Origin of the sequence: Proteus sp. fly-1013 (assembly GCF_040140245.1) — a bacterium.
Classification (GTDB): Bacteria; Pseudomonadota; Gammaproteobacteria; order Enterobacterales; family Enterobacteriaceae; genus Proteus; species Proteus mirabilis_B.
Genome location: NZ_JBEEWD010000007.1, coordinates 246,886 through 269,033, shown reverse-complemented (window position 1 = coordinate 269,033; position 22,148 = coordinate 246,886). Strand labels below are relative to the sequence as shown.

General features: G+C 37.9%; 21 protein-coding genes. 10 read left to right on the top strand and 11 right to left on the bottom strand.

From position 1 onward, the window contains the following. Positions 1 to 20: 20 nt before the first annotated feature. The 3 genes from ABN236_RS14935 to kefG are packed head-to-tail and all read right to left on the bottom strand — an operon-like array spanning position 21 to position 2,642. Positions 21 to 224, bottom strand: coding sequence for a YheV family putative zinc ribbon protein (locus tag ABN236_RS14935; RefSeq protein WP_036914399.1), 204 nt, complete (start codon positions 222 to 224; stop codon positions 21 to 23). A gap of 13 nt (positions 225 to 237) precedes the next feature. Further along, positions 238 to 2,091, bottom strand: coding sequence for a glutathione-regulated potassium-efflux system protein KefB (gene kefB, locus ABN236_RS14930; RefSeq protein WP_349474323.1), 1,854 nt, complete (start codon positions 2,089 to 2,091; stop codon positions 238 to 240). Further along, positions 2,091 to 2,642, bottom strand: coding sequence for a glutathione-regulated potassium-efflux system ancillary protein KefG (gene kefG, locus ABN236_RS14925; RefSeq protein WP_088494379.1), 552 nt, complete (start codon positions 2,640 to 2,642; stop codon positions 2,091 to 2,093). The genes kefB and kefG overlap by 1 nt, the downstream gene beginning before the upstream one ends. A gap of 121 nt (positions 2,643 to 2,763) precedes the next feature. Between kefG and ABN236_RS14920 the strand changes: the two genes are divergently transcribed. The 3 genes from ABN236_RS14920 to ABN236_RS14910 all read left to right on the top strand — a co-directional run bounded on the left by ABN236_RS14920 (position 2,764) and on the right by ABN236_RS14910 (position 9,003). Beyond that, complete coding sequence (locus tag ABN236_RS14920) at positions 2,764 to 4,698, top strand: ABC transporter ATP-binding protein (RefSeq protein ID WP_349474322.1); 1,935 nt, start codon at positions 2,764 to 2,766, stop codon at positions 4,696 to 4,698. A gap of 331 nt (positions 4,699 to 5,029) precedes the next feature. Continuing rightward, entirely contained in the window at positions 5,030 to 6,718 is a 1,689-nt protein-coding gene (locus ABN236_RS14915) for a methyl-accepting chemotaxis protein (protein ID WP_088494377.1), read from the top strand. Between the two features lie 539 nt (positions 6,719 to 7,257). Continuing rightward, on the top strand, positions 7,258 to 9,003 hold the full coding sequence (locus ABN236_RS14910; protein WP_311755484.1) for a methyl-accepting chemotaxis protein: 1,746 nt from the start codon (positions 7,258 to 7,260) through the stop codon (positions 9,001 to 9,003). Positions 9,004 to 9,102: 99 nt separating this feature from the next. On the opposite strand, the gene ABN236_RS14905 is transcribed toward ABN236_RS14910, so the two are convergent. From ABN236_RS14905 to ABN236_RS14895, 3 genes are all read right to left on the bottom strand, one after another. Next, the gene (locus ABN236_RS14905) at positions 9,103 to 10,647 is read right to left on the bottom strand and encodes a methyl-accepting chemotaxis protein (protein WP_349474321.1); all 1,545 of its coding nucleotides are present in this window, start codon (positions 10,645 to 10,647) and stop codon (positions 9,103 to 9,105) included. 149 nt (positions 10,648 to 10,796) lie between these two features. Beyond that, a complete protein-coding gene (locus tag ABN236_RS14900; RefSeq protein ID WP_165122195.1) occupies positions 10,797 to 11,657 on the bottom strand; it encodes an SIS domain-containing protein in 861 nt (286 codons plus the stop codon). Positions 11,658 to 12,367: 710 nt separating this feature from the next. Then, positions 12,368 to 12,973 (bottom strand): LysE family translocator, encoded by a 606-nt coding sequence (locus tag ABN236_RS14895; protein ID WP_349474320.1) that lies wholly within the window; start codon positions 12,971 to 12,973, stop codon positions 12,368 to 12,370. A 99-nt stretch (positions 12,974 to 13,072) separates the two neighbouring features. On the opposite strand from ABN236_RS14895, the gene ABN236_RS14890 reads away from it, so the two are divergent. From ABN236_RS14890 to ABN236_RS14880, 3 genes are all read left to right on the top strand, one after another. Continuing rightward, positions 13,073 to 14,053: a hydrolase gene (locus tag ABN236_RS14890; RefSeq protein WP_088494372.1), complete on the top strand. Its 981-nt coding sequence runs from the start codon at positions 13,073 to 13,075 to the stop codon at positions 14,051 to 14,053. Next, positions 14,050 to 14,271 (top strand): YheU family protein, encoded by a 222-nt coding sequence (locus tag ABN236_RS14885; protein WP_036933921.1) that lies wholly within the window; start codon positions 14,050 to 14,052, stop codon positions 14,269 to 14,271. The genes ABN236_RS14890 and ABN236_RS14885 overlap by 4 nt, the downstream gene beginning before the upstream one ends. A gap of 65 nt (positions 14,272 to 14,336) precedes the next feature. Further along, positions 14,337 to 15,206 (top strand): phosphoribulokinase, encoded by an 870-nt coding sequence (locus ABN236_RS14880; RefSeq protein ID WP_088494371.1) that lies wholly within the window; start codon positions 14,337 to 14,339, stop codon positions 15,204 to 15,206. A gap of 89 nt (positions 15,207 to 15,295) precedes the next feature. On the opposite strand, the gene ABN236_RS14875 is transcribed toward ABN236_RS14880, so the two are convergent. Next, positions 15,296 to 15,703, bottom strand: coding sequence for an OsmC family protein (locus ABN236_RS14875; RefSeq protein ID WP_023583286.1), 408 nt, complete (start codon positions 15,701 to 15,703; stop codon positions 15,296 to 15,298). A 313-nt stretch (positions 15,704 to 16,016) separates the two neighbouring features. Here ABN236_RS14875 and crp point away from each other — a divergent pair, with 313 nt between their 5' ends. Continuing rightward, positions 16,017 to 16,649: a cAMP-activated global transcriptional regulator CRP gene (gene crp, locus ABN236_RS14870; protein WP_004246872.1), complete on the top strand. Its 633-nt coding sequence runs from the start codon at positions 16,017 to 16,019 to the stop codon at positions 16,647 to 16,649. A 94-nt stretch (positions 16,650 to 16,743) separates the two neighbouring features. Here crp and argD read toward each other — a convergent pair whose 3' ends face one another. The 3 genes from argD to ppiA all read right to left on the bottom strand — a co-directional run bounded on the left by argD (position 16,744) and on the right by ppiA (position 19,595). Further along, complete coding sequence (gene argD, locus ABN236_RS14865; RefSeq protein WP_088494370.1) at positions 16,744 to 17,958, bottom strand: bifunctional acetylornithine/succinyldiaminopimelate transaminase; 1,215 nt, start codon at positions 17,956 to 17,958, stop codon at positions 16,744 to 16,746. 117 nt (positions 17,959 to 18,075) lie between these two features. Further along, positions 18,076 to 18,651 (bottom strand): aminodeoxychorismate synthase component II, encoded by a 576-nt coding sequence (locus tag ABN236_RS14860; protein ID WP_036933913.1) that lies wholly within the window; start codon positions 18,649 to 18,651, stop codon positions 18,076 to 18,078. Between the two features lie 374 nt (positions 18,652 to 19,025). Then, entirely contained in the window at positions 19,026 to 19,595 is a 570-nt protein-coding gene (gene ppiA, locus ABN236_RS14855) for a peptidylprolyl isomerase A (RefSeq protein WP_072064793.1), read from the bottom strand. 270 nt (positions 19,596 to 19,865) lie between these two features. Between ppiA and yihA the strand changes: the two genes are divergently transcribed. After that, positions 19,866 to 20,498: a ribosome biogenesis GTP-binding protein YihA/YsxC gene (yihA, locus tag ABN236_RS14850; RefSeq protein WP_075673327.1), complete on the top strand. Its 633-nt coding sequence runs from the start codon at positions 19,866 to 19,868 to the stop codon at positions 20,496 to 20,498. Positions 20,499 to 20,649: 151 nt separating this feature from the next. Here the strand turns inward: yihA and spfP are convergent, their stop codons facing one another. Beyond that, the gene (gene spfP / locus ABN236_RS19360; RefSeq protein ID WP_438361642.1) at positions 20,650 to 20,697 is read right to left on the bottom strand and encodes a small protein SpfP; all 48 of its coding nucleotides are present in this window, start codon (positions 20,695 to 20,697) and stop codon (positions 20,650 to 20,652) included. 286 nt (positions 20,698 to 20,983) lie between these two features. On the opposite strand from spfP, the gene def reads away from it, so the two are divergent. Both def and ABN236_RS14840 read left to right on the top strand, forming a co-directional pair. Further along, positions 20,984 to 21,502 (top strand): peptide deformylase, encoded by a 519-nt coding sequence (def, locus tag ABN236_RS14845; RefSeq protein WP_075673328.1) that lies wholly within the window; start codon positions 20,984 to 20,986, stop codon positions 21,500 to 21,502. A 170-nt stretch (positions 21,503 to 21,672) separates the two neighbouring features. Continuing rightward, positions 21,673 to 22,131 (top strand): hypothetical protein, encoded by a 459-nt coding sequence (locus ABN236_RS14840; protein WP_194951367.1) that lies wholly within the window; start codon positions 21,673 to 21,675, stop codon positions 22,129 to 22,131. The last annotated feature ends 17 nt before the right edge of the window (positions 22,132 to 22,148 follow it).

The window sequence follows — 22,148 nt, the reverse complement described above, 5'->3', positions numbered from 1 at the left end:
TTATATCAAAAAACCTACAATTATTGTGGTGTAAAGATCCCAATGACCTGCTCATTTTCACGAACAAGAGAATTAACTTCACCCTCTGTTTGCCGTTGCTGATGGCCACATTTCGCACATTCCACAATATCCACTTTATCTTCACGCCACATTTTGAGTGTATCTTGAGCTTGACAGTGTGGACACACAGCTCCTGCGATAAAGCGTTTACGGGTTGCAGACATGGGGTCAGTTCTCCTATTTATCAATAGATTTTTTTTCTTTATGTATTTGAGGAATGTCTTCTGTTAAAGATTCATCCCAAATATCAGGCTGATGGTGCTCTTGACGAATTTCTTCACTAAATAACTCCTCAAGTTCCCGTCTCGCTTCTTTTACTCGTGAAACGTTAGAAACTTCTTCAGGTGATTCATCCACCAGCTTTCTCAATAAGTTGATATCCAGACGACGAAAATGCTGTTGTGCTCGATAAGCTTGATGAGGATGCATTCCTAATTCAATCAACGTTTTACGCCCTAATTCTAAAGCACTCGAAAATGTTTCACGGCTAAAATCTGTCACACCCGCTTTGAGCAACTCATGAGCTTCAACACGCCCTCTTGCCCTTGCAATAATATGCAAATTAGGGAAGTGATGCTGACAGAGATGAACAATTTCCATCGTTGCTTCAGGTTCATTACTGGTGATAACAATAGTTTTAGCATGTTCAGCACCAGCTGCGCGCAATAAATTGAGATCAGTGGCATCACCGTAATAAACTTTATAGCCATATTTACGCATGGTGCTTATGCTTCCAACATCATGCTCTAATACCGTGACGTTAATCTTATTCGCCATTAACAAGCGCCCTACAACCTGTCCCATTCGACCAAATCCGACAAGGATGACCTCTGGGTGGTTATTTTCAACAAAGGGCTGTTCGTCCGTTTTAGCGTCATTATAACGACGAGCAAACACAGCGTCTGTCATTTGCATCACAAGAGGCGTTGTCATCATAGAAAGTGTGACAACAACCAACAATAACGCCATTTGCTGACTATCTAATACGCCCATAGCCATCGATGTCGAGAAAACAACAAACGCAAATTCCCCGCCTTGGCTTAACACAGCTGAGAATTGTAATCGTGTGGAAAAACGCAGTCTGGCTAACCAAGCGATACTATAAAGTATCAATGCTTTTACAATAACCAGAACTAAGACACCCAATAATACTTGTGGAAGATACCGCCATAAGATACCGATATCTAAAGACATGCCGACAGAGATAAAAAAGAGTCCTAAAAGTAGACCTTTAAAAGGCTCAATAGAGATCTCTAATTCGTGTCGATACTCTGAGTCTGCCAATAACACACCCGCAATAAAGGTTCCCATCGCCATTGAAAAACCAAGGGTTTCCATAAAAATAGCAGCACCTAACACAACAAGCAGCGCTGCGGCAGTAAAAACTTCTCTTACTCCCGATTTCACCACTAAGCGCAAGAGTGGACGTAATAAATAACGACCACAAATCAGCAATCCAGCAAAAGCTGCCACTTTCACGCCAATGCGATACCAATCACTGCTTGCCGTTTCTCCAGCTAACAAAGGGATAACAGCAAGGATAGGAATAACTGCCATATCTTGGAAAAGTAAAACAGCAAAACCTAATTGTCCGCCTTCATTATGATTCATCCCTTTCTCGTTCATAAGTTGCAATGCCATCGCCGTAGAAGACATCGCAATACCTAAGCCTCCAATAACAGCTGCCTGCCATGAAAAAGAAGTAAAAACGAGAATGAGCCCTGAAAAAATAGAAGCCGTTAATACCACCTGCATTGAACCAACACCAAAAATGGCACGTCTCAATTCCCATAATTTGGCTGGATTTAATTCCAAACCAATAAGAAACATTAAAAAGACCACGCCTAATTCAGCAAAGTGTAAGATGTTATCAACATCTTTAAACAGCCCTAATCCCCAAGGACCAATGGCAATACCTGCAATCAAATAGCCGAGTACTGCACCAATTTTAAGGCGTTGTGCAATCGGCACCATAATCACGGCAGCACACAAGAAAAAGAGCACAGCTTTGATCATCCAATTATCTTCCATTAGGCTTGCTCCCCTTCAAGTGGCGCACTTAACCAATGGCGATAAGCTTCGCCGATATGAGTTAATGTTGTTTTAGATTGTTGTCTTGCTGAATACACAATCATTGGTGATAGCCAGCGCATACCACACATTTCTGCCATTAATTCAAAAGGACGTAATAATTCTGTCAGTGTGTAGTGATTCTTCCCATTATGTTGATAAGCCTGTTCAGGCTCTCCCGTTGTAATAACACAACGAAATGACTTACCCTTTAATTGCGCTCTACCTGCTTTGTTAGCAAATGGACGAGTTAACACTCTGTCTTGCCACTCTTTTAATAACGCAGGGCAACTATATGTTTGCAATGGAAATTGAAAAACAATCACTTGATGCTTACACAACAAGGATTGTTCATGGTGTATATCAATAAAAAAATCAGGATAAGTAGCATATAAATCATGGATAGTTATATTCTCTAAATCCCTCACCGCTTTTAATAACGCTTTATTGGCGACTGATTGGCGCGGCTCGGGATGAACATACACCAGTAATACATTTGATGCGTTTGACATCATTCCTCCTTACAAAACGTGTCAGAAACTGTTTTTTCCGTTACCATGCACGCATTGTGACCAACTGTTACGAACAACTTACTCTATATATTAATTTACATACTCTTAATAGACGATATTTATGATTGTTTTTTCTTCTTTGCAAATTCGCCGTGGTGTCAGAGTGTTACTGGACAATGCCAGTGCAACCATTAATCCAGGGCAAAAGATTGGTCTAGTCGGTAAAAATGGCTGTGGCAAAACCACATTGCTTTCTTTATTGAAAGGTGAGCTGCAAGCTGAAGCAGGCAATGTCACCTATCCTAGTACATGGTCAATGGCATGGGTTAACCAAGAAACACCTGCGCTTGATGTACCTGCTATTGATTATGTTATTGATGGTGATAGAGAATATCGCCAGTTAGAGCAACGATTACAAAAAGCGAACGAAATAAATGACGGCCATGCTATCGCTCTGATCCACGGGCAATTAGATGCGATTAATGCATGGACGATACAATCTCGTGCAGCAACTTTACTGAATGGTTTAGGTTTTAGCCAACAACAGCTTAATGAACCTGTAAAATCATTTTCAGGTGGCTGGAGAATGCGTTTAAACTTGGCACAAGCGCTGATTTGTCGCTCTGATTTACTGCTACTCGATGAACCAACCAACCACTTAGATTTAGATGCCGTTATTTGGCTAGAAAAATGGCTAAAAAGCTACACAGGCACGCTTATTTTAATTTCCCATGACCGTGATTTTCTTGATCCTATCGTAGATAAAATCTTGCATATCGAGCAAGAAAAAATCTTTGAATATTCAGGTAACTACTCTTCGTTTGAAATGCAACGTGCAACCAAACTCGCACAACAGCAAGCTCTGTTTGAAAATCAACAAGCCAAAATTGCACACTTACAGAGCTTCATAGATAGATTTAAAGCGAAAGCGACAAAAGCCAAACAAGCTCAAAGCCGTGTCAAAATGCTTGAGCGAATGGAAAAGGTTGCTCCTGCGCATTCAGATAACCCATTCCATTTTAGCTTCCGCCAACCTGAAAGCTTGCCTAATCCACTTTTATCAATGGAGAAAGTCAGCGCGGGTTATGGTGAAAAAGTTATTCTTAATGATATCAAACTCAATTTAGTTCCCGGCTCGCGTATTGGATTATTAGGACGCAATGGTGCGGGTAAATCGACACTGATTAAATTACTTGCAGGGGAAATTGAACCGTTACAGGGGAAATTGGCACTTTCTAAAGGTATTAAGCTTGGTTATTTTGCCCAGCATCAATTAGAGTTTTTGCGCTCAGATGAATCGGCACTACAACATTTAACTCGTTTAGCACCTAAAGAAACTGAACAAAAATTACGTGATTACTTGGGTGGTTTCGGCTTTCATGGCGATAAAGTCACAGATGCTTGTGGTCAATTCTCTGGGGGTGAAAAGGCGCGTTTGGTCTTATCACTTTTAGTTTGGCAACGCCCTAACTTGCTATTAATGGATGAACCAACAAACCACCTTGATCTAGATATGCGCCAAGCACTCACTCAAGCTTTAATTAGCTTTGAAGGGGCAATTGTTGTCGTATCGCATGATAGGCATTTATTACGCTCGACCACTGACGATCTCTATCTGGTACACGATGGTCAAGTTGAGCCATTTGATGGTGATCTTGATGATTACCAACAGTGGTTAGTTGATCAAAATCGTCAAGAGACACAAGCAAATAAGAGCCAACAAGATAACGACAATACCACGACAAGCACCAATTTAAGCGCTCAAGATAAAAAAGAGCAAAAACGCAAAGAAGCGGAGTTTAGACAACAAACCCAGCCTCTACGCAAGAAACTCACAACATTAGAAAGCAAGATGGATAAATTAAGCCAAGAGCTTAGTGATATCGAAACTGCTCTTTCTGATAGTGGCATTTATGATACTAGCCGTAAAAATGAGCTTTCTGATTGCTTAAGCCGACAAGGTGTTACGAAATCTGCACTAGAAGAAGTGGAAATGGAGTGGATGGAGTTACAAGAAACACTGGAAGAAATGACAAACACATTTGAAGCCCAGTAATACAACGCAATTCATTAAAAAAGGAACTATTTTAAGTGAAATAGTTCCTTTATTTTCGCCCTTCAATTCATTCTGAAAATTTATACAATTCATTTCACTTACGGTATTTATATCATTTTACAATAGCACTATTTACACAAAACATAATCTCACCCTATCTAGCAATAACCCAATAAAAATAACCATCTAACGTTTATTTTCTACCTATTTATATTAAGTAAGGGAAATAAATTCTTTCACGCTAAAGTTTTTAACATTCCAGCCGAATTAATCATTCTGCTAAGTGGACCTCCCACTTACCAACGAAAAGGCAAAGCTAATAGGTAGGGTTATGTTAAAACGAATTAAAATCTCTCAAGGTTTAATGTGTGTCCTGACTCTGTTTTGTATTATTCAGATCATTTCTGGAGTACAAAGCATTCACGATGCCTACCAGACTCAAAATACTCTTAAAAAAATTTCATACAGTTTCGATCAACTACGCACAATGGATAATACCTATGCGGAGTTGAACACATTACGTACTGATATTATTGCACAAGCATTTAGTTATATTTCAAATCCTCAAGCTGAGGATGCGAACATCACCACATTTATGCAAACCATGCCTGCACGTAAAGCGCAAGTTGATGCATTGATGAATGAGTATGTTGAGCTATCTGCGCAAACAGGTTTCGATCAGCAACGTATGGCTCAGATCAAACAGCTCTATCAAAAGAGCCGAGCTGATCTTGATTTACTGGCGCAATATTTAAGTGAACGCAACACTAACGCAGTTCGTTTAATTTTAAAAAGCCCAGCAAACACTAACTTCACGAATTCATTGTATGAAGCCACGGACTTTATTACCGATGAAGTCGTGAATCCTTCAGTGATTGAAGCAGAAGATAACTACCACAGCATGTTGTGGATAGCATCACTCTTTATGGGTATCTTCCTCATCTTTACCACCTTAGTGCTTATTTGGATCCGCAAATACATCATTGTGCGCATTAACCAAATGATCATCTATCAAGAGGCAATTGCTAAAGGTGATTTAGTCAGTCGTATTGATAGCGATGTTTCAGGTAAGACTGAAATTGATCAACTCATGCTCGGCTTACAGCAAATGCGTGCTCAATTAAAAGAGATGGTAAGCTCTATTCGAAATACTAGTGCAACCATTTACACTGGCGTACAAGAGATTGCTGCGGGTAATAATGATTTATCTAGCAGAACGGAAGAGCAAGCCAGTGCATTAGAAGAAACGGCATCCAGCATGGAGCAGATGACCGCAACTATTCGTAACAACACAGAAAGCGCTCGTGAAGTCACAGAGCTTGTTATGAGTACTGCTGATATTGCCGTTCAAGGTGGTGAGCATAGTAATAAGATGGTAATGACAATGACAGACATTGCCGATCGCTCACAAAAAATTGGTGAAATCACCGCAGTTATTGATGATATTGCTTTCCAAACCAACATATTAGCCCTAAACGCTGCCGTTGAAGCGGCTAGAGCGGGTGAACAAGGCCGTGGTTTCTCTGTGGTTGCAAGTGAAGTTCGTAATTTAGCACAGCGTAGTGCAGAAGCGGCGAAAGAGATCAAAGAGCTGATTGAATCAACAATATTACGTGTTAGACAAGGTAATGATCTTGTCGAACAAGTAAGTTTATCAATGGGTGAGATTGTCACATCTGTTAATCATGTTTCGGGTTCGATGAAAGAAATTTTATCTGCATCAGAAGAGCAAACCCGTGGTATTGCACAGATCAGCCTTGCTGTTAATGAAATGGATAAAGCCACTCAGCAAAATGCGGCGATGGTTGAGCAATCAACGGCTGCTTCTGCCACATTAAGTGAACAAGCAAGTATGTTGGATACGATTGTGAATACATTCAAAGTGGAGCACGAAAAAGTTGCGCCAACTAAAACTAAGTTGCCTGCATTTTCAGCTAAATCACAAGACTCAGAAACACTTAAAACACCAACAATCAAAACCAATAATCATGAAACTGACGATAATTGGGAAAGCTTTTAATAATATCTCTCACACTATGATGTGAAAGATAGCTGTGTAGAAAATAGTCCAGAACATATAACAAAACCTCTACCTACCATACTCCCAGTGCTTTTTCTGGGAGTATTTCTAATCTCACCGCACATAAACACAAAAAAAAGACCATTTTTTATACGAAATAAACACATTTTTTAAGAAAAATTAAGAGTGTTTATGAAAGCGATAATTTTATTTGTCTTATCATAAGATAAAAAGATAAATAAAAATAAAATACTGCTTATTATCGCTTTAATATTCAACAAAAGATTATTTAAATTTATAAATTAACAATTAACACAAAAAATAAGTAAGCTAATATACTTATAGATTTTTCTATTAATCATTAGAAAATTTTAGTCATTAGCTGGCAATTAAAGCTAAAAAAAGAAATATAAGTCGTCTTTACTATCAAAAAGAGTAGAAAAGGTAAAGTTTTTAAATATCTAGCCGAATAAGTTTAATTGATAAATAGTTATCGCTCCTTGCTGTGTGTCCTACAAACCAATTAAATAGGTAAGGCTATGCTGAAACGAATAAAAATATCTAATGGCTTAATGTTTATCTTAATACTGTTTTGCGCCATTCAACTTTTTTCTGGTGCAATGAGTATCCGTGATGCGAGTTTAACAAATAAGCGGATCTCACAATTAGCGAATGGCTTTGAACAGATAAAAACGATGGATTATGGTTATGCTGAATTAAATAAATTACGTGAAGATATGCTAAATGTTATGTTTGAAGCTCATCTCACACCTGATATTGCAGAAAATAAAATTTCTGATTTCATTTCCTCTTATCCCAAAAGAAAACAAGAAGTTACACGTATTATAACTGCATACTTCACTGCTACCGAAGAAGCAAATTTTGATCCCGAAAAAATAGAGAGCATGAAAAAACTCTTTAACCGTGTGCTTTACGATCTTGACCAACTTGTATCGTGTTTAGAAATTCGTGATTACTACGGTTTTCAATCTCTTTATGCACATAATACCAATGAGCGCTTTACTCAATCCCTTTATGAAGCAACAGATTATCTCAGTGATAACGTTGTTACTCATGCAATAAAAGCAGCTCAAGGTAATTATGAACGTACCTTGGTTTTAGCTTTTGTCTTTATGTTTGTTTTTATTCTTTTTACTGTCCTTGTTGTACTTTGGATACGTCGAAATATTGTTTTACGTATCAATCAAATTGTCGATTATATGTCGGAAATTTCACAAGGAAACTTATTAGAAAATAAAGACGTCACAGCGAAAGGAAATAATGAAATCGACCAATTAATAACAGGTATTCAATATATGCGTACTGAACTGTCATTAATTGTGAATGCGATCCGAGGAACAAGCCATCATATTTATACAGGCGTTCAAGAATTATCTGCAGGGAATACCGATCTTTCTTGTCGTACCGAAGAGCAAGCGAGCGCATTAGAAGAAACCGCATCAAGTATGGAGCAACTCACAGCAACAGTGAGAAATAATACAGAAAGTGCTCGTGAAGTTTCACACCTTATCAGTCAGACTTCCAATATTGCCAGCAAAGGGGGCGATGTCACCAATAGAATGGTGAAAACGATGACTGATATTGCCGATAGCTCACAAAAAATTGGTGAAATCACTGCCGTTATCAATAGCATCGCTTTCCAAACCAATATTCTCTCGTTAAATGCTGCAGTTGAAGCCGCAAGAGCGGGTGAACAAGGTCGAGGATTCTCAGTCGTTGCCACCGAAGTAAGAGAATTGGCACAACGTAGTGCCGAAGCTGCAAAGGAAATAAAAGAGTTAATTGATGCCTCTATTAGCCGTGTTCGCCATGGTAATGATCTCGTTGAACAAGTTAGTATTTCTATGGGCGAAATACTGACATCTGTAAAACATGTTGAAGATTCAATGACAGAAATTTTATCTGCATCAGAAGAGCAAACTCGAGGTATCACTCAAGTCTCTCTTGCAGTCACTGAAATGGATAAAGCCACACAGCAAAATGCCACTATGGTTGAACAATCTTCTGCTGTTGCCAGCTTATTGACTGAAGAGGCGGGTAATCTTGAACAAATTGTTGAGCAGTTTAAAACGGCTGAAAGTGAACAATTTAATAAAAAGGCACAACACAAAGTAATAGAAAAACAATTCTCATCTGAAAAATCATTGCATACAAAAGATGAGAAGATAAAAAATACAGTCAAAGATGACCTGAAAGAGAGAAAACTGGCAAAAGGAACAACGACTGTAAATGACGGTGAAGATGATGATTGGACAAGCTTTTAATTCATTGATTTGATCATGATAAAAACATGATTTAGATAAACACAAAGACACCTATTTTTAGTAGGTGTCTTTTTCTTTTACTTCTTAAATAATGACAAATTAATGAAATACATTGATTGCACTAACTAAGTAATTAGTTTGTACTTTCATTTCACCTGAAATCATTGATGCTTTAGAAACATAATTCGCATTTTCATGCGTAATCGATTCCAATTTTTCAACAGCGCGACCAAGCTCTTTTAAACCTGCACTCTGTTCTGATGATGCAAGACTAATTTCACCAATTAAATCAGTCACATTTTTAACATGTACCACAATATCTTCCATTGTTTCGACGGTTTCATTGACTTGCTTTGAGCCAACTTTGATATTGCTACTTGAAGCACTGATCAATGTTTTGATCTCTTTCGCCGCTTCAGCACTGCGCTGTGCTAGCTCCCTTACTTCTGTTGCAACCACCGAGAAACCTCGACCTTGTTCACCTGCTCTGGCGGCTTCTACGGATGCGTTTAGTGCAAGGATATTAGTTTGGAAGGCAATGCTATCAATAACACCAATGATATTACTAATGCGATCAGAGCTCTTCGCAATATCATTCATCGTATTGACGATATTATCCATTGCACCACCTCCTTTTATCGCTGCCTCACAAGTAATATTAGAAAGGTTGTTTGCCTGTCCTGCCGTTTCACTATTACTGCTTACCGCCGTCGTTAATTCATTCATCGTTGAGGCGGTTGCTTCAACATTGCTGGCGGTTTGCTCTGTTCTTACATACAGATCGCGATTACCTGCGGCTAATTGATCACAAGAGATATCTACTTGATGAATTTGATGACTCACATCACTGACTAACCAACGGAACATGCGTCCTAATTGATTAACTGAACGCTGTGTCATACCCACTTCATCGATGCGATTTATATATGTAACGTTATGTTCATCGCCTGTTGCAACACGATTCGCTTGCTTATTAAGTAGCCTAATGGGCTTAACAATCTGAAAATAGAGAATACGTTCATTTACCATCAGTAATACCAGTAAAATCGCGATATGCATAAAAAGAGCATAACCCGACAAACCAGCAAACCATGCACTTAACAACATAAAAGGTAGGGGTAAGAGAATAAAAAGACGGAGCCGTTTTTTTAATGAAATTGTTTGATTCCATGAGCGCCAACGTTGCCACCCTTTATAAACAAAAGCGCCTTTTAAAAACGTGTGTGAAGGATACTTACCCTGATTAAATGCGGCGTAAAGTGCTGAGGCTTGTGCTATTTCCTCTTTTTTTGCAGCAGTCCTTACTGACATAAAACTTTGAATCTTACCCTGACGTATAATAGGAGTGATATTCGCTCTTACCCAATAGTGATCCCCATTTTTACGACGATTCTTCACGATCCCGGTCCAAATTTCGCCTTGCTTTAACGTCCTCCACATATCCTTAAAGACTTCTGAAGGTATATCTGGATGTCGGACAATATTGTGGGGTTGCCCCACAAGTTCTTCCACTGAAAACCCACTGGCTTCGACAAAGTCCTCGTTGGCATAAATAATATTGCCATCAAGATCTGTCGTCGACATCAGTGTTGCGTTTTCAGATACCGGGTATTCTCGCTGTGTCACCGGTTGATTGTTACGCATTAGTTACTCTCCTCGACATTGAAATTAAAACATCTCAACAAAAAAAGACTGCCTAAATAACTATCGTTTCGGCCGTTAGGAGAATAACTTTAGTAATAAGTGGAAATACCTACATTTAAATATTAGTTTTTTGAATCAGTTCAAAATTTTTAATTATCCAGGCTATTAATTAATGCCTGTGAACTTAGCACTAATGTCTTCGCACACTCATCTCGTTTCTTTAATAACGCCATAAAAATAAGGTCAGTGATCGTGTTTTGTGCTGTACGTGAAGAAATTGAAGCGCTTCTCCACTCACCTTCATCCGCAATTGTTTCTAATATATAATCAGAAATCCTTCCTAATGGAGAGTGTTTTTCTCCTGTAATAGCAATGATTTTTGCCCCTTGTTTTTTAGCCACAGAGGCTGCAACTAACATGTCTTTTCTTTTGCCACTATAAGAAATGACTATCTGTAAATCCTTTGAACTTAACATTTGGGCAACAGATATCTGAACATGATGATCTGTTTCAATCAGCGTGGTTATTCCTATTTTCTGTAATTTATAGCTTAAGTCTCTAGCAACTAGCCCTGAACCACCAATACCAATAATCTGAACTCGTTGAGCTTCATCAATAAGCTGGATCACCTTTTCAAAATGAAGGTAGTTAATTTGGCGAGTCGTATCGCAAATTGAATTATTTTTCTCTTGAGCAAGTTTCTGTGCAATAACTACTAAACTATCTTCCGAGCCTATTTGATTATGTAATAGGCTCGGATTTGCTCCTGAATTCGCGTTCTTTCGACCTAGCTCTTCACTAATGGCGAGTTTCAAAGAAGGAAAGCCTTTGAATCCTATTTTTTGACTAAATTTAACAATAGCAGATTGACTCACACCCATTGTTTCAGCAAGTTGCTGTGACGATAAAGTGATTGTTTTCTCTGGATTATCTAAAATGTAGTCTGCTATTTTTCGCTGATTTGTAGCCATACCCGGCTTTATCCAGGCAATTTTCGTTAATGTCGGCATAATGACAATATCCACTTCGAGTACTATATAGTTATATATGGAGTAATTCTTGGTACAGCGTTTAATACCTAAAACAATTAATTTTTTAGAATAAAATCAATTAAAAATAGAAAATGAGTCACAATAAAGCATAGAAAAAATTACCTTATTATTAGAATACTTGTTTTTATAATAGTTTTATAAATATCTTTTCAATCAGAACTATGCTCATCAATCCCTACATTTATAATACTTAATTTATTCCCTCTCTATTTTTAATAATAATTTATTCTTTTAGGTCAATAGAACGATATAGACTTAATCTATTTACTCTTAATAATTTGTTATTTTCAAACACTTCCTTTTATTTAATAACAATTCAAACACATAAACGTAATAAAAATTACTTTAATAGAAACATTAAAAAGAATAAATAATTCCTATATAAAATAGTTAGTTGTCCATTTTAATAGTGTTAATAATAAGAAATAAAAAACTAAATAGTTAAATAATAGGATCTATGTAACGACTAAAAATCAGTCATCACTTGATATAAGAGAGCATTTTAACATGAATGATTGTGTCAGTGGGCGATCGTAGATCTCTCTTTTTATAGAGGAATACTCTTTTTTTGATACATATCAAGAGAGATCATTTCAACCAATCTTAAAAAAACATCATTTAAATCAAAAAAGTTTGATTAACCCTTGATTTATACCTATTTTATGAGTTTACTCTATCCAAATCAAAGGAACACAGAGCGCCGTTAATAGCCCCATTGAGATATTGAAAATAAACCAAGAGCGTCTGCTTTGTAAAAATAGGCTAATTAATGTTCCGCCTAATATCCAAACAATACCAGCAACGAAGTTAACAATAACCATAACAATACTAATAGCAATAACAGAGCTAAGATAAGCATCACCCGATAGACTAAAGCTCCCTACTGCGCCTAATCCCATCATCCATGCCTTGGGATTTAGAAATTGCAATAATCCGCCCTGAAACCAACTTACTGCTTGAGGTGTTTTTGCTGGAATATCTAAACGCTGATAAGATGATGTTGCTGTTTTCCATGCAAGCCAAAGTAAGTACGCACTCCCGACTATCTTCAATCCGATATGCAGTGCAGGATAAATTATCAATAATGCGGCAACACCAAATGCAGAGCTCAGTAAAATGCATTGCATACCCAACATAATGCCAGCCATTAGCTTTAATGAGCCTTTAAAGCCTACATTAGCCCCTGATGAAGTGAGTAGTAAATTGTTTGGACCAGGTGTTATCGCGGCAATAAATAGGAAAATAGTTAAGGAAAGAATAAGACTAATTGTCATTAAGTGTACTCAAAGATGTGACAGACGTTTTATTTTCACCGAAAATAGCAGTATGTTATTTAGCAAACAAGTGTTAATTCATTTTGATAGACGGAAAATATGTCTCAATACTTTAATCCAATGCGTTGGGCTAAAAATCCACATTTACAAACGCTCTTACCAAGAATTGTACGTAGGACGCCACAACTTACGCCACATTGGCAGCGGCTCAATCTTCCAGACAATGATTTTGTCGATTTAGCATGGAGTGAAGACCCAACGACGGCACTCGATAAACCACGCTTAGTCATCTTTCATGGCTTAGAAGGTGGGTTTAGTAGCCCTTATGCTCATGGCATGTTAGCTGCTGCAAAAGAGAGAGGCTGGCTAAGCGTTGTGATGCATTTTAGAGGATGCAGTGGTGAACCCAATAGACAAAATCGCATTTATCACTCAGGTGAAACAGAAGATGCTCGCTACTTCTTAAATTGGTTGAAAAAGGAATTTGGCGAGCAACCAACAGCCGCAGTTGGCTATTCACTTGGTGGAAATATGCTTGCCTATTATCTTGCTGAAAGTGGTGAAAATGCAGTTGTAGACGCTGCTGTTATTGTTTCTGCACCATTAATGCTAGAACCATGCTCAACAAAAATTGAACATGGTTTTTCCCGTTTTTACCAATGGTATCTATTAAAAGAGCTCAAAAACAACGCAACACGAAAACTTATTCGCTATCCAGAATCCTTACCGATTAGCTTATTGACGATAAAATCCATCAAAAAACTACGTCAATTTGACGATCTTATTACGTCTAAAATTCACGGATTTAAAGATGCATTAGATTATTATCGCCAATGCAGTGCGTTGCCTTTATTAAATAAAATAAAGAAAACGACACTTATCATTCATGCTAAAGACGATCCATTTATGTCTGCGGATGTTATTCCTGATGTCAAAACACTACCCAATAACATTGAATATCAACTTACTGAGTTTGGTGGACATGTAGGATTTGTTGGAGGAAAGCTCTCTAAACCAGTGATGTGGCTAGAAAGCCGTATTCCTGACTGGTTGGCGACCTATTTGGAGAAAGCAAAATGATAATACCTTGGAACGAGCTTTCAACTGAAACACTAGACAATCTCATTGAAAGTTTCGTTTTACGAGAAGGTACTGATTATGGTATCCAAGAGAAAACGCTTGAACAAAAAGTCGCCGACGTCAAAAAACAGCTTAAATCCGGTGAGGCCGTGTTAGTTTGGTCTGAACTTCATGAGAGCGTCAATATTATGCCTGCATCGCAATTTCGCTCTGATTAGTTATTCAAAGTTAGCGATGTATCGCCATCAATAAGGGCCAACCTTATTTAGCAAAAGGATAACCTATGTCAATTAAGCATCCTATCATCGCAGTGACTGGCTCAAGCGGTGCAGGAACTACCACAACAAGCCAAGCTTTTCGTAAAATATTCCAACAACTCAATGCAAATGCTGCATTGATTGATGGAGATAGTTTTCATCGCTATACCCGTCCTGAAATGGATATGGCGATAAGAAAAGCTAGAGAACAAGGCAGACATATTAGTTATTTTGGCCCTGAAGCAAATGATTTTAGCTTATTGAGTAAGACCTTAAGTCAATATAGCGATACAGGACAAGGACAATCTCGCAAATATCTACACTCTTATGATGAAGCAACTCCTTACAATCAATTACCGGGAACATTTACCCCTTGGGAGCCATTAGCTAATAATACTGATGTTCTCTTTTATGAAGGATTGCACGGTGGCGTTGTTACCAACGAACATGATGTAGCTCAACATGTTGATTTATTGGTCGGTGTTGTTCCTATCGTCAACCTAGAGTGGATACAAAAGCTTATTCGAGACACGACAGAAAGAGGACACTCACAAGAGGCGGTAAGAGATTCCGTTGTACGCTCAATGGATGATTATATTAGCTACATTATTCCTCAATTTTCACGCACTCATATTAACTTCCAACGTGTTCCGACTGTTGATACTTCGAACCCTTTTTCTGCCAAAGCAATTCCCACTCTCGATGAAAGCTTTATTGTTATTCGTTTTCGTGGTTTAACTGATATTGATTTTCCCTATTTACTTGCGATGTTACATGGCTCGTTTATGTCAACAATAAACACTATTGTTGTACCGGGCGGGAAATTAGGATTAGCGATGGAATTAATTATGGCACCATTAGTCAAAAAATTATTAAATGGCGAAAAGATAAGTTAACCAAAATAAAATTTATCTCTATAAAAATAATATCCCATTAATTAAGGGATATTATTTTTCAAATTAAACTTTATTTTAAAATATCAAAATTAGTCGGCATCTTTTATTTCAAATGAATGCGTAATATTGGCTGCTTTTCCTAACATTAAAGAAACAGAACAATATTTTTCTGCGGATAATTGAACGGCTCGTTCTACGATTTTATCCGTTAATTCTTTACCTGAAACAATAAAATGTAAATTGATATCAGTAAATAAACGAGGGGCTTCTTCACGGCGCTCTGATGTTAATTTCACTTCACAATCAGTTACTTGATGACGCCCTTTACGTAAAATACTTACGACATCAATAGCACTACATCCACCCGCAGCAATTAATACCATTTCCATTGGGCTTGGGGCTTTATCGCCCGAATTCCCATCCATCATAATTTGATGGCCAGATGAAGATTCGCCGACAAAAGATAAATCTTCAACCCACTTAACTCGTGCTTCCATTTATTTTCCCCCTAAAGATGACAGAAACTAAAAGAGTACATTCTCATAATTCAACTAGCAATTAGCAAATAGGTTTATTATGCTGACTGCGTAAAACGAGACTTAATGCACTAATTGTGTTAAAAACAATATCTGCTTGATGATAGTGGTTAAGATCAATGCATTATTTTCTCATTTATTATAATCTACTCCATATTAACTTACCGTGTTCTCAGGAAGTTAATAGGTAAAGATAGGATTTTTAAGCACGCTGTCTCAAAAGGGAGCCTATCCGTTTTGAAAGGCTGCATTTAACGTACAGAGGATAACGCGAATGGTTCTCGGCAAGCCGCAAACAGACCCGACTCTTGAATGGTTTTTGTCACACTGCCATATTCACAAATATCCATCCAAGAGCACGCTGATCCACCAAGGTGAGAAAGCGGAAACACTTTATTATATTGTTAAAGGTTCCGTGGCTGTTCTTATTAAAGATGAAGAAGGAAAAGAAATGATCCTCTCCTACCTAAATCAGGGGGATTTCATCGGTGAACTTGGATTATTTGAAGAAGATCAAGAACGTAGTGCATGGGTTCGAGCAAAAACAGCCTGTGAAGTAGCAGAAATTTCCTATAAAAAATTCCGCCAATTAATTCAGGTTAACCCTGATATTCTGATGCGCCTTTCTGCTCAAATGGCGAACAGATTACAAACAACATCAGAAAAAGTAGGTAACCTTGCTTTCCTTGATGTAACAGGTCGTATTGCACAAACCTTATTAAACTTAGCAAAACAACCCGATGCAATGACGCATCCTGATGGCATGCAAATTAAAATTACACGTCAGGAAATTGGTCAAATCGTTGGTTGTTCACGCGAAACTGTAGGCCGTATTCTGAAAATGCTGGAAGATCAAAACTTGATCTCCGCACACGGTAAAACTATCGTCGTTTACGGGACTCGTTAAGTTTCCCCGCTCAAACAAACAATAGCCCATAACAGGGCTATTGATATACTTTTTGTGTAAACCCCATCCTCGCTGATGGGGTTTTTAATTGATACTACCCTTTTACAAATTCCGCAATAGCCGCTTTTAATGCCACCATTCCTTCTTGTAGCTCTTCTTGGGTAATAATTAACGACGGTGTAAAACGCATCACATCAGCTCCTGCATTTAACATCATTAAGCCATGTTTAGCAGCAAGACCGAGTAACTCTTTGGCTTTACCTTTATATTGTGGCGCTAATTGCGCACCAATCAATAAACCTTGTCCACGGATTTGCGAAAAAACCTGATACGTTTGATTGATTGACGCCAGCTCATCCACAATCCATTGATAGCGCTTTTCGACACCCTCAAGTACCTCAGGTGTATTAATTAAATCAAATGCGACATTGCCTACTGCACAAGCTAATGGATTGCCACCATAAGTTGTACCATGAGTTCCAACACCCATTGCAGAAGCTATCTCATATGTTGTTAACATCGCACTGAGTGGGAAACCACTTCCCAGCGCTTTGGCGGTTGTAATAATATCTGGTGTCACATCATAGTTCATATAGGCAAAAAGCTTGCCGGTACGCCCCATACCTGTTTGTACTTCATCAAGAACAAGCAGAGCTTGATGCTTATCGCACAACTCACGTAGCCCTCTCATAAACTCAGGCGTTGCTGCTGTTACACCACCTTCACCTTGAACTGGCTCTAAAACAACGGCACAAGTGTGGTCATCCATTACCGCTTTAACGGCATCTAAGTCATTAAACGGAACATGCACGATATCGGCAGGCTTAGGACCAAAACCATCCGCATATTTAGGTTGTCCACCAACAGATACTGTAAACAGCGTTCTGCCATGAAATGCATTGTGAAAGGCAATAATTTTTGTTTTATAAGGGCTATGGCGAGTAATGGCATAATGGCGAGCCAATTTAAATGCGGCCTCATTTGCTTCTGCGCCAGAATTGGCAAAAAAGACACGTTCTGCAAATGTGTTATCTATTAATTTTTGTGCTAAACGTAATGCAGGTTCATTCGTGAAAATATTACTGACGTGCCAAAGTTGCTCACTTTGTTCTTTTAAGGCTTGATTTAGAGCAGGATGGGCATGCCCTAGTGCTAAAACCGCAATACCACCAGCAAAATCGATATACGATTTTCCTTGCTGATCCCAAACACGGCTACCCATCCCTTTAACAGGAATAAATTCTGCGGGTGAATAAATTGGCAACATTACTTGATCGTAAGTTGCCCTGTTGATGCTTTGCTTTGTCATTACCCCACCTGATCGTTATTCATATTCAATATGAAAATATAATCACTAAATATGAATAAAAAATCAAATGTGGTTTTGTATAAAAAGGCGTTATTTCGCTATTTAAATGCTATCCATTTAATATTTAAGGAAATTATTTAATAGCTCATGTCCTTGTTCACTTAAAATACTTTCTGGGTGAAATTGAACCCCTTCAATTGGAAGTGTACGATGGCGAATTCCCATAATTTCATCAACATTTCCATCATGTTGGCTCCATGCCGTCACTTCAAAAGGTACTGGTAATGTTGTCGCATCAATCACTAAAGAGTGGTAACGCGTCACACTTAAAGGTCGATTCAGTCCCTTAAAAACACCTTGTTGGTTATGATGTATTAATGAATTTTTACCATGCATCACTTCTCGTGCTCTGATAACCGATGCACCAAAAGCTTGCCCTATCGCTTGATGTCCAAGACAAACCCCAAGAATAGGAATTTCACCGGCAAACCGCTGTATAGCCTCAAGAGAGATCCCGGCTTCATCAGGAGTACAAGGTCCTGGCGAGATAACAAGATGTGCTGGCATCATCTTTTCTATCTCTTTAAGTCCGATCTCATCGTTACGCTTAACAACAACCTCAGCACCCAATTCACAGAAATACTGATAGAGGTTGTAGGTAAACGAGTCGTAATTATCAATAAGTAACAGCATATTAGCCTATCCGACTGATTTTCTTATCATTATCTATTTTATTACTATTTTAAAGCGAGTGTAGATTTGCCAAAATAGCTCGTTGTTTAACCGACTTGGGTACAACAAAGCCGATTATCATAGCACAGGTATAAAATATGAATAGTAAGCAAGAAAACCTGCTGATTTATTGCGCAATAACAAGAATGACGGTAATTGATGATGAATAGAGTGATTAATAGCGTAGTGAATACTTATTGCAGGAGATCACACGAAAAAAGGAAGGATAAAAAATATTTTTTTCGTACCAAAAACCCCGGAATGAAAACATTCATTCCGGTTTATATGCATTTTATCTTATCAGAATAAGTAAATATCCTATCCTAATAATGCGTTTATTGTTTTACGACTTCCGCAGATAAAATAGTGACCGTTTTTACAGGCACATTTTGGTAAGGTCCAATATTACGAGTTGGAGTTTGTGAAATTTTATCAACGACATCCATTCCTTTCACAACTTTACCAAATACGGCATAGCCAAAATCACGCTGGCCGTGATCTAAAAATGCATTATCAGCCACATTAATAAAGAACTGGCTGGTTGCGCTGTCTTTATCTGACGTGCGCGCCATGGCAATAGAACCTTTTACATTGCGTAAACCATTGTCGGCTTCATTTTTAATTGGCGCCCTGGTTTGTTTCTGCTGTAAATCAGCAGTAAAACCACCGCCTTGAACCATAAAACCTGGAATAACACGATGAAAAGTGGTGCCGTTATAGTATCCATCTTCGACATACTGAATAAAATTTTTCGTTGTAATTGGGGCTTTTTTATTATCCAGTGATATTTCAATATTGCCTTCAGAGGTGACTAATTTAACGAAGGTTTCTCCCGTTGCCATTGCAAAAGTCGCTGTTGTTAAAGTGCAAGCGGTAACGAAGGTGACAAGAAAACGTTTTAACATGCAGGGATCCTTTACTTTAATAGTCTACAACTTACTTAATATGCAGCGATTCTAATTCGCTGAGGTAAATAGTGCCAATCATTTACCTTTATTTACGCTCAATAAGTCTAATTACGTTATAACAGGGTAAATTTTAATTTTTAAGCACTGTTATAAGTCATTAAATTGCGCCAAAATAGAGCAAATAAATATTTTAGATATTCATTTTCATGCAAAATTGAAATGAGTATGCATGAAAAGCCGCATTATTTCAGAGAGGTTTATACCATAATGGCCCAATTTAACTACCAAAAAGCACATTTCATCATCAGTGCGCCTGATATCCGTCATTTACCACTAGATACAGGAATTGAAATTGCCTTTGCGGGTCGCTCTAATGCCGGTAAATCCAGTGCTTTAAATGCGTTAACCCAACAAAATGGATTAGCCAGAACCAGTAAAACGCCAGGCCGTACTCAATTAATCAACCTTTTCCAAATTGAAGAAGGTTTACGCTTAGTCGATTTACCCGGCTACGGCTATGCTCAAGTTCCTGAAGAAATGAAACGTAAGTGGCAACGCTCTTTAGGTGAATACCTACAAAAAAGAGAGTGCCTAAAAGGTGTCGTTATTTTAATGGATATTCGTCATCCATTAAAAGATCTCGATATGCAAATGATTGACTGGGCTGTAGGCTCAGAACTTCCTACTCTGGTTTTACTGACTAAAGCAGACAAACTCGCATCAGGTGCGCGTAAAAAGCAGTTAATGAGCGTACGTGAAGAGCTGGCAAATAAAGTAGGCGATATCCGCGTAGAATATTTTTCATCATTGAAAAAAATTGGTATTGATAAGCTACGTAACACACTTAATGAATGGTTTTCAGGTTCAGAAGAGCAGCCTACAAATGATGATAACGCTTAATTATCTTCTTTTTCCTCAACGATAGCGTTCTGATCTTCTATTGATAAAAGGGAAATCACTTTTCCCTTTCACTTCTCGCACAAACCACTCCAGTGAATTTTAGGCAAAAAAATGCCCCAGTCGAAATAAAGTCGACTGGGGCAGCTAATATTCAGCTAAATCCGATTACGTGAAGTAAAAGGTCTGAAAGATAGAACATCTTACCTCTGTACCCTACGAGAGATAATGTACTCTATTTTATTGGTTAATAAAAGCCCTTTTGTAATTTTTTTTCACATGCAGACACGATTCAGCAATGTGTTTATGTATTCAAACCATAAATAAATGTAGTTTAATTACATAATTATGAGACTTTAATCACTTGTGTGAATATGATTAAAAATAGAACAAATCACACAAAAGGTGCGGTTTATCCTTAATGATTTTGTGATACGCTTATCGCGAGACCGTAGTAAATATGTAATTAGCGATAAAATGAGGTATCCATGGCTGTATTAACGCTCCTGCGTTTTCCAGATGAGCGTCTGCGTAGAGTCGCAGTACCAGTGGAAAAAGTAGATGACGAAATACGCACATTAATCGATGACATGATTGAAACCATGTATGCAGAACGAGGTATTGGCTTAGCGGCACCTCAGGTTAATGTATCTAAACGCATTGTTGTAATTGATGTTTCTGAAAACCGAGATCAACCGATTGCACTTATCAATCCTGAAATTATCAGCACTGAAGATGAAGTGATGGATATGATGGATGGGTGTCTATCTATTCCAGATTCTTTTGCCCCAACAGAGCGTTACCGCTTCTTAAAGGTTAAGGCATTGGATAGAAATGGTGATGAAATTGAACTTGAAGCCTCTGATTTGTTTGCAGGCTGCATTCAGCATGAGTTAGACCATCTTGATGGCAAACTCTTTATTGACCATTTATCTCCGTTAAAACGTCAACGTATTGAGAAAAAGCAGAAGAAATTGAGCAAACTGATCGACTCACAAGTTGCTTAATTATTCACTTATCTCTTTTTCACATTTTGATAAGTTTTGACATAAAAAAGCTCGGTAATTAACCGAGCTTTTCTTTTTTCAGGTCTAATACAGATAAATTCTCACTGTTTTTCTCTCCATCCCTTATACAATAGATTTAAAATCTCATCAGTAAATCACTTGAGGAACAAATGGAAAATAGTCGATTTAAGGATTTATGTGAACAACTCAAAGCCGCCGGTGCAACAAACCCAAAATCATGGGCAAATAGTGAATTACAAGAAAACATTCCACAATTTGCACGCTTCCTTGTGTTAAAAGGACTCACCGATATCTATCGTGATGTTGAGGGAAATCTCAGTGAAATAGAGAGTTACTCTGATGAAGCAACCGAAGTACACCAAAAGCTAGCTTCCCAATTTGATAAGCAAGAACTTAAGGAATTGCTGCATTTCTATGGTAAATCAATCATTGGTAAAGTGATTGATATGCTTGATCAAGGCTATCTTTATGACGTGAATGACAATGTAGGTTGGTCTTTGATGGAACTCGATAACAAAGGCACAACAACGGATAGATTAATCCAAGGTTTGCACGAAGACTTTCTTGAATTTGAAGAATCAGAGCTTGATCTAAACACCAAAGCATAAACAAAAAAGGGCACAAT